This window comes from Chloroflexota bacterium, assembly GCA_020161265.1.
Classification (GTDB): Bacteria; Chloroflexota; Chloroflexia; order Chloroflexales; family Herpetosiphonaceae; genus Herpetosiphon.
The window spans coordinates 648,518-662,445 of record JAIUOC010000001.1 but is presented as its reverse complement, the minus strand read 5'-3'; the positions used below and the strand labels follow the sequence as shown (position 1 = coordinate 662,445).

Below are 13,928 nucleotides of genomic sequence, written 5' to 3'. Positions count from 1 at the left end.
CCAAACGACGACTAGCGAATTTGTGGATGGCGTGCAGTATAGATGATCCGCGAAAGATCGGCGAGTAGTGGATCAGAAACTGGTGTATCAATATAGTCGGTGTCTTGCCAAATCCACATGGCCACAATATATTCATCACCGTTGGGATCGCGCACATAGCCTGCATCGGCCCGCGCATCATCGATCCAGCCGCTTTTATGGGCCACAAAACTGCCTTCAGCGACACCCGCCACAATTTTGTTGGTATCTTTATTCCGACTTAAGATTTCCAACATTTCAGCGCAGCGTTCAGGGCTGAGCAAACTATCTTTGATTGCTAGCAAAACCCCTTGGCCTTGGCTACACTCGACAATCGCCAAAACGACTTGGGCCATTTCGCGCGGCGACGAACGCACGTAGGGATCAGCGTCGGTGTAGGGCCGAGCGCCTTCTTGACCTCGTTGGGGAATTTCTACGCCCTGGACATTTGAAAGATAATCGATCGACTCAAATGGGGCAGCTAAAGTTGTATATTCTAGACCTAGAATATCAGTTAAAGTTTGATCAAGGATATATGCGCCTTCTAAGCTATCGCCATCGCCGATCATGGCTAGCAGATCGTTGGAAGCTTCGTTATCGCTATCACCAATCATCAGATCGATCATGGCATATTGATTTTTGGTGAAGCTTTCGCGACTAAGAAATGATTGCAGCAAAATTGGAATTTTCAGCACGCTCATGCCCGAAAAAACCGTATTGGCTTGATAATCGAACCATTGCTCGGTCTTCATATCGTAAACTGAGATGCCAACCACGCCATCCCACTCAGCCTCGCGATCGGCCAAGGCTGTTGTTAGTTGTTCAGTGCTCGCTTGCAAATTCGCCGTGACTGGACTCGTTGGAATCAACAGCGGATCAGTTTGACTCAGTTGCAAGGTTTGGGTAATTTCGGCTACCAACGCTGGACGATCAAGTGTCAAGCCAGGAGTCAGCACAAAGGCATAGACCGCCCGATCGTAGCCAATTGTGGGCGAGATAGCTATCGCCTGCTCAATTTCGCCAAGCGTTTGATTGAGCAATTGCTGATCGAACGAGGCATTGACTGCTAAGCGAATTGGAATTTGCTTTTCGGCCAGATCGCGGGCATCGCGCAAGGCTTGGTCAAAATCAAGTTGATAGCCAAGTTGTTGACCATCGAGTTTGATTGGTTCAAGCAAAACGGGACTGGTCAAGGTTAAGGTGGGGTTGGGATAGGCTGCTTGCAAAGCGGCTAAGGCTTCATCCTCGCTCATACCGCCAATTTCAACACTACCAATTTTGGCGCGTTCAGGAAAAAACCATACGCCTGGTGGCATCGAGGAAACCAACGGTGGAGCATCAGCCTCGGAAGTAACAGCAGCAGTGCGTTCAAGATGTGAATTGGAGGGAGTGACTGCCGCGCTTGCTGGGAGATAGTAAATCGCTATTCCACAGCCAAGAACTGCCAGCATCATCACCCAAAAGAGCAAAAAAGCTTTTTTCATTGATGCATGTAGCTTGATAATATAATTTGAACGATTCGGCTAACCAGCACACAGAGAACCCACTAAGTATACCGCAGGTTCAGGTTTCGCGGATAGCGAGAGTTCGCTGTTTAAAATGAACATTTTGTGAGAATTCTTAAATCGAGTTAATCTCGCTTGAGGTGGTCTAGCCCTTGCGAAGCCTGCTACAATAGGATTAAGCAATCTGCATCATTTTGAATGTTGCCCCGTATAGGCTGTGTGGCATCGCCAAGGGAGGTACGATGAGACAGCTGCGAATTCTAGCTTTAGTGTTTTGGCTAAGTTTGGTAACCCTACCAAGCTTGAGTTATGCTGCGACTGACGATGCAATCTGTGTCGCCTCGGTCAGTGGCATTATCAATCCAGCGGTTGCCGATTATCTGCAACGGAGCGTGATCCAAGCTGAACGGCAAGCATGTCAAGGTTTAGTGATTAAATTGAATACGCCTGGTGGCCTAACAACCTCAACTTGGCAAATTGGCGAGACTGTGCTCAATGCCAAAGTGCCGGTGATTGTCTATGTTACGCCCCAAGGCGCGAACGCTGGTTCGGCTGGAGTTTTTATTACCTATGCTGCCCATATTGCGGCAATGTCGCCCAATACCAACATTGGCGCGGCCCATCCGGTTGGTGGTAGTGGCTCAGATATGGATAATGATCTGCGCGATAAAATTACCAACGATGCCGTTGCGCGGATCACCACTTGGGCCGCGTCGAATGATCGTGACCCTGAATGGGCTGAACAGGCGGTGCGCCAAAGTGTTTCGATTGGCAGCAACGAGGCGCTTGAGTTGGGCGTGATTAATCTGATTGCCCAAGATGATGCTGATTTATTGCGGCAACTCAATGGCCGCGAAGTAACCTTGGCCAATGGCAATCAGGTGACGCTGCAAACCCAAGCGAGTGCTTTTCAACCAATTGAAATGACTTGGCTCGAGCGGCTTTTGCACTTCTTGGGCGACCCAACGATCGCCACGATGTTGATTAGCCTCGGTAGCTTAGGCATTTACTTCGAGGCGGCCAACCCAGGTTTAGGCGTTGGTGGTTTCTTGGGCGTAATCGCAATTTGCTTGGGTTTGTATGGCCTCAGCGTACTGCCGCTCAACACGGTTGGGGTGGTGCTGCTGATTTTGGCTTTTGTGCTATTTGGGGTTGATATTTTTGCGACGGCGCACGGAGCTTTGACGGTTGGCGGCCTAGCCTCGTTCGTGATTGGTGCCTTGCTGCTGGTTGATCCAGCCGAAGCCCCTGGAATTATCGTCTCACGCGCTTTGATTACGGGCCTTGGCCTTGGCCTGGCAAGTGTGATTGGGCTAAGCATTTGGATTATCCGCCGCAGCAAGCGGGTTGGTCGTGGAGCCAGCGGCGATCGTTTGGTTGGCACAATTGCTAAAGTTCGTTCGTCAGTTGCGCCTGAAGGCACGGTATTTGTTGAAGGAGCGTTGTGGCAAGCCCGCTCCGATGATGTATTGACCGTGGGCGATCAGGCTGAAATTGTTGGTTTAGATGGGTTAACCTTGATTGTGCGTCGAGTGGCGCATAGTGGGCGCTAATGCGCGGAGGTAATGACAATGGGTGAGTTTGGTGGAATTGCCTTAATTTTCATTGCGGTGATCTTATTTTTCTTTTTGATCTCAGCAATCAAAATTATCCCAGAATATGAAAAAGGCGTGATTTTTCGCTTGGGTCGGTTGGTTGGGGTGCGTGGGCCTGGCTTATTCTTTGTGATTCCCATGCTTGAGCGTATGTTTCGGATCGACACCCGCGTGATTACGATGGACGTACCAGCCCAAGAAGTTATTACCCGTGATAACGTGACCATTCGGGTGAACGCGGTGTTGTACTTCTTGGTGCTTGATCCAGGCAAGGCCGTGGTGAATGTGATGGATTACATTCGTGCAACCATGCAAATTGCCCAAACAACCTTGCGTTCGGTTGTCGGTCAGTTTGAACTTGATGAAATGCTTTCGCAACGTGAGCAAATTAATCATCGCTTGCAACAAATTATCGACGAACAAACTGAACCTTGGGGCATCAAGGTCAATATCGTTGAAGTCAAAGATGTCGAATTGCCTCAATCGATGCAACGGGCGATGGCCAAACAAGCCGAAGCCGAGCGCGAAAAACGCGCCAAGATCATTCACGCCGACGGTGAATTCCAAGCTTCCAAGCGTTTGGCTGAAGCTGCCGATGTGATTTCACGCGAGCCAGTAACGTTGCAATTGCGTTATTTGCAAACCTTGACCGAAATCGCGGTTGAAAAGAACTCGACCTTGGTCTTCCCATTGCCAATTGACTTAATTCGGCCATTTATTGATCGAGCCTATAGTGGATTGCAGAATGATAGCTATTCGGAAGGTGGTAAAAAGCCGACCGAAGCTCGACCTGCTGACGGCCAACGCCGTGGCTTGTTCGACCCAATGACTGGCTTACCACTCGAATAAATTTGACATAATATTGAAAATCCCTGATCCTAATTTACTTTAGGATCAGGGATTTTTGTTTAAATCGCTGCGGTTGAATCGCGCACCACCAACTCGACCGCCAGCCGTTGATAGCTGGTTGGGCTTTGGCCCGCCAGCAGTTCAATCAAGGCTTGGCCAGCTGATAAGCCTTTTTGGCGATGATCTTGGCGAATGGTGGTTAAGCTCGGCACACTTTGGCTGGCTTGAGGAATATCATCAAAGCCCACAATTGAAAGCTGTTGCGGAACTTGATAGCCCGCTTGTTGTGCTCCGGAGATTGCCCCCAAAGCCAAACGATCGGTTAAACAGAGAATGGCGGTTGGCCGTGGGTTGTGGGCGAGTAAAATTTGGATGGCTGCTGCGCCATCAATCTCGTTGTTATCGTTGCAATCGTAAATTGGCACGCTGCGCCAATCGATGCCTGCTGCTTCCAGCGGTTGGCGATAGCCCTGCAAGCGTAATTGGGTGACAAAAAAGGTTGGTTCGCTTTGATCATGAACGTTAATTGGTGCACTCGATGGTCGTAGATTAGTTTCGACCAAGCGATCAGTGATAATCGCAAATTGGCGGTGGCCGAGGCTTAATAGATGCTCAGTGGCCATGCGTGCGCCAGCCTCATCATCAACAATAATTGATGGTACATCAGGGCGTGGCGGTTGGTCAAGCAGCACCGTTGGCAGCCGACGTTTCAGAGCAGCTTGTACCAGGGGATCAGTTTCCATCATCGAATAGACAATAAAGCCATCGACCAAGGCTTGTTGAACGGTGGTGGTGTCGTCGTCGCGGCCCGGCACGAGCAATAAGCCGAGGCCAGCCTGCTCGAGGGTGGTCGCAATGCCCTCAAGCACCATCAACACCGCCGGATCACGAAAGGCATAGGGCAGTCGTTCGGCAAATAGCACCCCGACCGCGCCAGCCCGTTGTTGGCGTAAACTGCGAGCAACTGGGTTTGGCCCAGGGTAGCCAAGCTCGGCAGCGACTGCCAGCACGCGTTCACGCAACTCTGCTGAAAGTTGGTCGGGTCGATTGTAGGCGTTGGAAACGGTCGAGACAGCGACCCCTAAAGCAGCGGCAACGGTGCTAATGGTAATCCGATGGGGCTTGGCGGGTTCGTGATCATGTGCCACAGATCTGCTCCTTTGGACTGATTGTCAGCTCTTATTATACATGCTATACTTCTGAATCGTTACAGAAAAAACGTTTCAGAAAGGTAATGGGTTGAATCGTGGCGCATTCTACACCTTCACTTCGGCGGCATTCGACGCTTTTAGTTGGCTTGGCCTATGCAGCATTTATCAGTTTAGGTCTGCCCGATGGCCTAACTGGGGTTGCATGGCCATCAGTTCGCGCAGAGTTTGGTTTATCGCTTGATGCCTTGGGTGCGTTAGTTACGAGCGGCACGATTGGCTATTTGATTTCGAGTTTTAGCAGTGGGCGCGTGTTGGCCAAAATTGGCGTTGGTTGGCTGTTGGTATTAAGTTGTCTAGCGACCGCCGCAAGTTTGTTGGGCTATGGCTATGCGCCAACTTGGATTTTTATGGCGAGCCTGGGTATTTTAGCAGGCTTGGGTGCCGGCGCGATTGATGCAGGCTTAAATACCTACGCTGCTGATAATTTTAACCCACGCACACTCAATTGGTTACATGCTTCGTTTGGCTTGGGTGCTGCTAGCGGCCCAGTCATTATGAGTAGCATTATTAGCGCCAACCAATCATGGCGGGTTGGCTATGTGGTGGTCGGGATTGCGCAACTATTGCTAGCCAGTGCCTTTGCAATTACCCGCAAACAATGGCAAACCCAACATTCTGAGGCTGCTGTGGAACCGGTTGCAAGCGCCACAATGCTGCAAACCTTGCGTTTACCAGCGACATGGCTAAGTATTCTGCTGTTTTTCCTCTACACGGGCTTGGAATTTTGTGCGGGCCAATGGTTGTATACCCTGCTCACGACCTCGCGTGGCATGCCGCCAGGCATTGCTGGGGTTTGGGTTAGTGTTTATTGGGGCAGCTTGACGGTTGGGCGGTTGCTTTCGGGCGTGATCGTAGGTCGGATTAGTGTTTTGAGTTTGCTGCGTTTGAGCATGCTGGCGGCGATTATTGGTGTGGTTTTGTTCTGGCTGAATGTTGCTCCGTGGCTGACTTTGATTGGTATTGCCTTGCTAGGCTTAGCACTGGCCCCGATGTTCCCCTCGTTTATTGCCTTGACACCAGCTCGCATGGGGCCAAGCCATTCGGCTAATACGATTGGTTTTCAAATTGCTGCGGCAACCTTGGGCGGCGCTTCGATTACCAGCAGCTTTGGTTTATTGGCCGATGGCTTTGGCCTCGAAATGCTAGGAACTTATCTGTTTGTGGTGGCTTTGGCGATGGCCTTGATTTTTGAGGGCTTGAATCGACTTAAACCGGCAGCATAAGCCTTTGCTGTTTTTCCAATCACCAAGTATCAGCTGCTGCTTGGTGATTTTTGTTGGCCGCCAAATGCACCTTAATTTGTATCGAATGATGCATTGCGGCAAGCTTTCAGCCTGCTAGAATGAGCGTATCTCGCTTGATTGCTGCGCTGGAGGTTTGCCATGATTACTGCTCAACGCCCAAGTTTTAGCCGCTTTTTGTTGATGAGCAGCCTGCTAACAGGTTTGTTGATTGTGCTATTTGCTATGACTCGCTGGTTTGATATTCCGGCTGGCGATGTGACCGATTGGCTGGTGGGAATTGTCAGCGTTTGGTGGCTCTTGGCAATTACGGTCATCCCTTGGAATATCTATTTTGATGCTCGCACGGTGATGGCCGATGCTGAAATTTCGCAGCAACGCGGGATTGTCGTCCAAGCGAGCCAACAGCACTATGCCAAGTCGATTGCCAAAAAATCATTAGTTGGGGCAGTGTTGTTGCATCTGGTTTCGGCGGTGGCCTTATATGGTGTTGCCGCCAGCGATATTAGCAGCGTCGGCTATATTGCAGCCGGGGCAGCGATTTTGCTAACTGGGTTGCGACCAGCCTTACGAGGCTATGAATATGTGGCCCAACGGCTAGCCACGATTCATGAGGAAGTGCGTTTCCCCCGTGATGATATTATGTTGCTCAAAGACAAAGTAGCAACGCTTGAATACAAAATTGAGCAATTGAACCTTGAAGAAGCCGATTCATGGGCCAGCGAGCAGGTCAAACAGGCTGAACGTTTAGAGCGCCGTATCGAGCAATTAAAAGTCGAATTGCAAAGCTTGAGCACCAATAACGAAGCAGCACATCGCCAAATTAGCCGTGAAATTGAACATGCTGTGGCTCAAATTTCGACCGATGGCCAATTTCTGGATCATGCCCGCGAGCTAATTCGTTTCTTCAAACAAGCCTAAAATGCTGGCGAGCGATCCAACCGACTTGGATCGCTCGCCTTTTTGATTAATTGCTGCTATTGGCTGGCAATTTAGCATCGACCGCTGCCATCAAGGTTTTGGCAAAGTCAGTTTCAAAGTTAACTTGTTGACCATCGACAAATACTGTGGGCGTTTGTTGTAGTTGGCGTTCTAGTGCTGCATCGTAAGCAGTGTTGATCACATCAGTATAGGTGCCTGCATCGACACAACTTTCAATTTTTTGGCGATCAGCGCCTGCTTGCTCGACAGCGGCCATAATTTGGGTTTTTGGCCCAAGGCTTTTGGCCCATTGGGTTTGGCTATTGAACAAGGCATTATGAATTGGCCAAAATAGATTTTGATCGCCAGCACAACGGGCGATTTCAGCAGTTAATTGGGCCGATTGATGGATTGTTTTCAGCGGAAACTCACGGAAGATTACTTGAGCTTTGCCAGTTTCGACATACAACCCATCGAAATCGGCTTGCGCTAATTCGAGTTCTAGCGTGCGGCAAGCTGGGCATTCATAATCGGCGTAAATTTCGACTTTAACTGGTGCATCGGGCTGGCCTTTGTACCAATAGTTATCAGCAGTTTTGCCAACGGGCGCGTTCAAACCAGCTTGGTTAGGCATTGGCCCAGTATTGCTGACGCTGGCGGGCTTGCTCAGTGATTGAACGAGCACAAAGCCAATTCCAAGAATGCCAATTAACCCAAGGGCGAGATAAAACATTTTGAACGAACGGGCGGGCTGGTTGCGGCGATGGCCTTTGCCTGAACGGGTTGAGCTACTCATTATGCACATCCTCAAAAAAGCTGTAGATCTACAGCATCAACAAGATCTGAATCGAACGGATGGACTCAGCTTGTTGGGCGAGGAGGCGGTGTGGTTGGCTGCCCAATATACGGGTAAGCTTGTTGTGATGGAATCAGCCATTGTTGGCGTTGGCTGGCTAGGTTGCGACTGAAGCAGGGCAGAATTAACACCATTGGAAACCAAGCGACCAACTGCACGACCGTGTTGGCGGGGCTACTTGGCTCAACCGCATAACTTGGCATAGCCGAGTGTTCGGTAGTGCATTCTAAGGTGATTGGTTGTTCGATGACTGGGGTTTTAAGTTGGGCTTGGGCTTCACAATTAACCACGCAGCCGACTGGGCAACCCACACCAAGATGCAGCACCATTGCCCAACAGAGCAATTGCTGCCATAAAATGCCCAGTACGCTAGTTATTTGGCGCAGTTTAACCACAAGCAAACCCTAAAATCGATCAACCTACGCCGATCATACCATAGCTTTGGATTGAAAGATCAGGTTAAGCGCTGATTTTTTAGGCGATTAATTGAATGTTTAATCCCCATTAATCAAGCGTTTCATAATAGCTAATTTTGCGTTTAACCGCCTCAAGATGTTGTTGCACCTCAGTTAGTTGCTGCTCAACCCGCAGTCGATGCGCTTTTAACAAGTTCAAACGATCGCGCACGGTATGGTCGCCTTGATGCAGCAATTCGGTGTAGCGTCGAATATCACGAATCGGCATGCCTGTAGCCCGTAGGCATTTGATGAAATGAATCCAATTGATATGGCGTTGGGTATAGGAGCGATAGCCATTTTGCTGATTACGATCAACCAAATCGTGCAATAATCCTGCACGTTCGTAATAGCGCAAGGTGTGGGCGCTGAGGCCAGTAATTTCGGCCATCTGTTGGATGGTTAAGCTTTGTTCAACGACCTGTTGCATTACCATACATTCAACTCCTGCACAAACGTCAACATTTGCTGCTTGCATGATATAGCTTAGAGTGTGCTCTAAAGCAAGTGGCAATTGCGGGGTTTACTGATTGCGCCAGGTTGAATTTGCTAAAGTTCCGCCGATTAATGCTTCGAGCGTGGCAAAGGGGCGCTGATCGGCGGGCACACGCACCCCAAAATCTTTAAAATGCACCTCGGCTTGTTGCTGACCACCTGCGATAATCCCAAGATCGATTCGGCTAGCAGGCAGACGCGGCATCTCCCAACTTGCTTGGTGGTAATCGTTGATAAATAGTGAATGCTGTTGATGCTCTACCAACAGGGAGATTTTATTAAATTGGCCAGTACGATAGCCGTGGATTGGGCGGCGTTGCAAGTAAATTTTCCAAAAATCGCCCCCATGAAACCCTTGAATAACTGAAAACTCGCCACTTCGATCGCGAATGCGAATTAAGCCATGACAGGCATCGCTGATCTCCTCAAATATAAGCGCCAACCCATCATCAGTCCCAGCCTCGCTAACAAAGCGCCCATAAACCGAACAATAATAGCGATCAGGTGTGAAGCATTGCGAATCGGCTCCGATAAACATTTCGCTGACAAAGCGATTGCTCAACCGCAGTTCGAGGCATTGATTGCTGATCGAACGTTCGACGCGGCCTGAATCATCATCTTTACTGCCAAGCCCCCAGTGATGGGCATTCGATTCAAAGCTATCGCGAAACAAGATCGGCCATGTGCTTTCGATTTGGCTTGGGCTTGGCAGATCGTTGGTGCTGATGCTTGGATCTGGCAAGCGTTGTTCGACCCGCCGAATGACCTCAGCCGTTTGCAGTTGATCAGCTGGAGTGTTGTAGCGTGACCAACGTGGATTGATCGCATACAACATCAGATCGATTTGAAAGCCGGTTAGCCCCAACATATCGCCGAGCCGTTCAACTGGCTCTGGAGTACGGGGAGCGTAATCGCCAGCAAACCAATGGGCTAATGAACGGCGCGAAATTCCAGTTGCTTGAGCCAAATCATCGTAGGTGCGAATGCGATCGGGGTTGGGGCGTAAGGCAAAAAAGATGTGTAACAAGTCGGCAAAGGTGTAGTTTGGGCTATGCATTGGTTGAATTTCCTCAAACGTTAGGCTGAGTTGCACAAACATGCAACTCGGCCCGATCGGCTTTGCTAGTCTGCTTGGTATGGAATAGCGACTGCAAGGAGGAACACCAATGTCAGACTTAACTCCGCTGGAATTACGGATCGTATGCTTGATTGCTGATGGCCACACTGACCGCGAGATTGCTGGATTGTTACATTTGCAAGAAAACACCATCGGCTGTTATTTGCGCGAAATTTACAGCAAGCTCGATGTGCGCAGTCGTACCCAATTGATCAAACGGGTGTTTGACCTCAAGCTTAAGCCCGAATTTGGCGGCGCTTGCTAACATTTTAACACGTTCGTGTATTCCTGAATCCTCACAGATCGATGTATCGTTGTGCGTAGATGTATATGGCTAGCTTACTTTGAAATTAAATCAATTTGTTGTAATCAGAAAGGATATCTCAACCTACAGTCATAACTTCAACAAACCCCATTGCGTTGAAGGTAGCTAGACCAAACGCCGAAAATTCTCCTGTTGGCTTCTGTCTGCTAAAACCAATGAGTAATAACAAGGATTGATCGAATGAAACATTTGTTATATCGCTGGGGTTTACTGATCGTGCTGGCTGGTATGCTGATCCCTCAATCAAGTTTTGCATCTGGAATTGGAACTATTGCCGATCAACCTGTGGATATTCCTGTAAGCCCTGATTCGACGATGCATGGAATGACGATAATTTTTGCCCGCGAAGGCACATCAACGGCAATTTATTTGCGTTTATGTTCCGATGCTCCCTATTTTCAAATGCGTTCGGAAAGCGTTGGCATTTGGCGGAGTGAAGTTTATAATCGCTCAGGCTCTAGTGGTGGTTGTTCGCCGAGTAATACTGAATGGTGGCGGATGGTGATCAATATTGCATCCAATAGCCCTGAGGTATTTCGCATCTATGCAACAGCGAATGATGTGTTGTTGAGCGAAGGCGATTTTATGGAGCGAGCCGCCCGCACCGATTGTCGGGTGACCGGCCATGGTACAGGAACATGTTCGCCTGTCAGCCCTGGTCAAGTATCGGTTCCACGGATGAATATCGACGAGCCACATACTGGTCAAGTTGTTAGTGGGATGGTATCGATTCGTGGCTGGGCGGTTGATCTTGGTTCACTCAACGGATCGGGAGTAACCGATGTGCATGTGCGCATTAATGGCAATTTTCTTGGTGCTGCCCAATATCCTCAGGCTCGCCCCGACCTTGCAGGCCATTTTGGTGATGCGCGTTTTATTAATGCAGGCTATCTTTTTACCTTTGATGCGCAGCAAATTCCTGCAGGCCATGCCACAATTAGCCTTTCTTATCGCAGTGGGATTACGGGGCAGTGGCATACGGTTGATCGGGTGATTGCAATTAATCATATCAATGTGCCGCCCCATATTCCGCAACCAAGCAGCCCAAGCAATGGAAGTACTCTGCACACAGCCCAAATTACTTTGCAAGCTCAAGATATGGGCGATCCTGACAATGGGCCAAATCCGGCGCGAAACTTCCAATTTGTCATCGAACGGGTTGATGGCACATGGAGCCAAGCTTCAAATTGGGTTGGATCGTCATGGCCAGTAACAGTACCGCGTGGTGGTGATTATCGTTGGCGGGTGCAGGCAGGCGACGGTCAAGCAGGTAGCGAATTTAGCGGATGGGTCAACCTAAAAAGTACACTAATTATCCCTGCCGATCCTTCTGGGCCGTATCCACAACTTCCACATGAATGGAATGTGCCCTACTTTTGGCAGGGGGATAGCCGTTGGAGTGGCGTTACGATGCAATCCTGTGGAGGCAACATTGGGCCTGTCGGTTGTGCCTTAACCTCATTGGCGATGCTGTTTCAATATTATGGGGTTGATAAAAATCCTAGTACATTAAATAGTTGTATGGGCAATCAAGCATGTCCGATGGTTTGGGCTGGCTCACGGCTGCTGCCTTGTGGTAATAATCGCATTCAATATGTCGCATGGCCGGCTTTCTCCTATCAACGCTTGGAGCAAGAACTCCGCAAGGCTCCAGTAATTTTAGAAATCAGTCATCCTAGCCGTGGATTGCATTTTTTGGTTGTGCTTGGTGGTTCAGGTACTGACCCTGGAAACTATATTGTAAATGATCCTGGGATCAAAAATGGTGCACGCACAACCTTAAAAAATAGTTTGCGCTTGTTTCAGGGATTTACGCCCTCAAGTATGCGGATTTACGATGGCACTCCCGCGACTACGCTTAGCCCGAGCATTGATCAGCCTGCTGCACCAACATTTAGCAAGCTAGCATTAGCCCAGCAAAATGTGGTTGGGGCAGTCAATCTTTATCGCAATACTGACACCGACATGATTCTTGAATTAACTGCCCAAAGCAATGCTGGTGATATCCAATCAATCCAAGTTTGGACAGATCAGTATGCTAATGATGCATGGCAACCGTATAGCCAGTATGTGAGTGTCCCGTTTGATCAAGAATTCTTTGTGCGTTTTCGTGATAGCCAAGGAAATGTATCCGAGGTGTTTAGTGCCAAAGCGCCGAGTGCGCCTGACTCGATTCAACAAGCGTTCTATCCATTGTATCTACCAGTTAATCTAAGTAACTTTAAATAAAATCATTGATATAACTTTATCCAATAGCCCAATGGGTACACCATTGGGCTATTTCTAATTAGCTTATTAAATAATCGGCCCTACGAATACAGTGTGACCATTGGCTTGGCTGCGATCGGCGGCGGTTGCTACAATCGCGCTGGCAAATTCTTCAATTGTGGGAATTGGCTCAGGGCTGTGTTCTTTACGGGCGGCCAAAAAGCCAGGTTGGGCACGATCAAGCAATTTGGGCGTGATCGTGCCTTCGATCATATCGCCGCTAACCACATAAAAATGAATTCCACGCTGGATAAATTGATCAATCCGTTCACGCAGTGCCATTTCGCCAGCTTTTTTGCTGCTAGCAACTGGCTCATAGCCAGCGATAATTGGCCGTTCGCCATAGAAATGCGCCCAATGACTGGTGACGAAAACAATGCAACTGCCAGCCTGCATCAATGGCAACATTGTTTCGACGGTTTGAACTTGGGCGGTTAAATTGAGATCCATGGCGTAGCTAGCTGGTTTATCTTTTTCAAGGCCACCACTAGCATTGAGTACCAATAGATCGAGTTTGCCAAAGGCTTGTTGAATTTGGGTTTGGGTCGTAATCAAATCATTAATTTGGGTTAAATCGGCCTGAGCCAGGAGCGCAGTCCGGCCAAGCGCAGTTATTTCGCTGGCAACCGCTTCGGCTCGCGAGGCTTTGCTGCGATAATTAATCACGATATCGGCTCCGCGTTGCGCCAGCTGGCGACTAATTTCGGCTCCAATGCCGCGCGAAGCTCCAGTTACTAAGGCAACTTGCCCACTAAAATCCTGTGGCACACACGATCCTTTCACGTAGCTCGGTTGGTTTCCCCAAACTGGAGAAAGCTAGCACGATTATACATTCCATTGCAAGCACGGAGGCGTTGGCCCCATTTATTAGGATGGGATGCCCAATCGACACCCTTGGTATACTAGTGATGAGCGCGTGATAAAGAAAGGAAGAGCCTTGGATTAATCTCCTACCGAATCGTGAGGGTTCCATTGACTTGGCACATGCGCTGGCCGAGATACAATGTTAGTTCCAAAATATTATTTTTCGTGTATGCTTTGCTTTTAAATATCTGAGGCGCTAGACGACGAT

Annotated in this window: 13 protein-coding genes; 6 read left to right on the top strand and 7 right to left on the bottom strand. The window is 49.1% G+C overall.

Annotated features, from left to right (window positions below; genetic code table 11):
- Positions 1–11: 11 nt before the first annotated feature.
- Positions 12–1,502, bottom strand: coding sequence for a class A beta-lactamase-related serine hydrolase (locus LCH85_02260; protein ID MCA0350797.1), 1,491 nt, complete (start codon positions 1,500–1,502; stop codon positions 12–14).
- Positions 1,503–1,765: 263 nt separating this feature from the next.
- Here LCH85_02260 and LCH85_02255 point away from each other — a divergent pair, with 263 nt between their 5' ends.
- Both LCH85_02255 and LCH85_02250 read left to right on the top strand, forming a co-directional pair.
- Positions 1,766–3,076, top strand: a complete 1,311-nt coding sequence (locus LCH85_02255) for a nodulation protein NfeD (GenBank protein ID MCA0350796.1) — start codon at positions 1,766–1,768, stop codon at positions 3,074–3,076.
- An 18-nt stretch (positions 3,077–3,094) separates the two neighbouring features.
- Complete coding sequence (locus LCH85_02250) at positions 3,095–3,967, top strand: slipin family protein (GenBank protein MCA0350795.1); 873 nt, start codon at positions 3,095–3,097, stop codon at positions 3,965–3,967.
- Between the two features lie 59 nt (positions 3,968–4,026).
- On the opposite strand, the gene LCH85_02245 is transcribed toward LCH85_02250, so the two are convergent.
- Positions 4,027–5,115 (bottom strand): LacI family DNA-binding transcriptional regulator, encoded by a 1,089-nt coding sequence (locus LCH85_02245; GenBank protein MCA0350794.1) that lies wholly within the window; start codon positions 5,113–5,115, stop codon positions 4,027–4,029.
- A 98-nt stretch (positions 5,116–5,213) separates the two neighbouring features.
- Between LCH85_02245 and LCH85_02240 the strand changes: the two genes are divergently transcribed.
- Positions 5,214–6,401 (top strand): MFS transporter, encoded by a 1,188-nt coding sequence (locus LCH85_02240; protein MCA0350793.1) that lies wholly within the window; start codon positions 5,214–5,216, stop codon positions 6,399–6,401.
- 159 nt (positions 6,402–6,560) lie between these two features.
- Positions 6,561–7,340: a hypothetical protein gene (locus tag LCH85_02235; protein ID MCA0350792.1), complete on the top strand. Its 780-nt coding sequence runs from the start codon at positions 6,561–6,563 to the stop codon at positions 7,338–7,340.
- A gap of 46 nt (positions 7,341–7,386) precedes the next feature.
- Here LCH85_02235 and LCH85_02230 read toward each other — a convergent pair whose 3' ends face one another.
- The 4 genes from LCH85_02230 to LCH85_02215 form a co-directional block, all read right to left on the bottom strand.
- Positions 7,387–8,136: a DsbA family protein gene (locus LCH85_02230; GenBank protein MCA0350791.1), complete on the bottom strand. Its 750-nt coding sequence runs from the start codon at positions 8,134–8,136 to the stop codon at positions 7,387–7,389.
- A 65-nt stretch (positions 8,137–8,201) separates the two neighbouring features.
- Positions 8,202–8,591 carry a hypothetical protein gene (locus LCH85_02225; GenBank protein MCA0350790.1) on the bottom strand — a complete coding sequence of 130 codons (390 nt, stop codon included), beginning with the start codon at positions 8,589–8,591 and terminating at the stop codon, positions 8,202–8,204.
- 109 nt (positions 8,592–8,700) lie between these two features.
- Entirely contained in the window at positions 8,701–9,087 is a 387-nt protein-coding gene (locus tag LCH85_02220) for a MerR family transcriptional regulator (GenBank protein MCA0350789.1), read from the bottom strand.
- Between the two features lie 87 nt (positions 9,088–9,174).
- Entirely contained in the window at positions 9,175–10,203 is a 1,029-nt protein-coding gene (locus tag LCH85_02215; GenBank protein MCA0350788.1) for a helix-turn-helix domain-containing protein, read from the bottom strand.
- Between the two features lie 109 nt (positions 10,204–10,312).
- On the opposite strand from LCH85_02215, the gene LCH85_02210 reads away from it, so the two are divergent.
- Both LCH85_02210 and LCH85_02205 read left to right on the top strand, forming a co-directional pair.
- Positions 10,313–10,528, top strand: a complete 216-nt coding sequence (locus LCH85_02210; protein ID MCA0350787.1) for a helix-turn-helix transcriptional regulator — start codon at positions 10,313–10,315, stop codon at positions 10,526–10,528.
- A 240-nt stretch (positions 10,529–10,768) separates the two neighbouring features.
- On the top strand, positions 10,769–12,817 hold the full coding sequence (locus LCH85_02205) for a hypothetical protein (GenBank protein MCA0350786.1): 2,049 nt from the start codon (positions 10,769–10,771) through the stop codon (positions 12,815–12,817).
- A gap of 66 nt (positions 12,818–12,883) precedes the next feature.
- Here LCH85_02205 and LCH85_02200 read toward each other — a convergent pair whose 3' ends face one another.
- A complete protein-coding gene (locus tag LCH85_02200; GenBank protein ID MCA0350785.1) occupies positions 12,884–13,624 on the bottom strand; it encodes an SDR family oxidoreductase in 741 nt (246 codons plus the stop codon).
- Between the last annotated feature and the right edge of the window lie 304 nt (positions 13,625–13,928).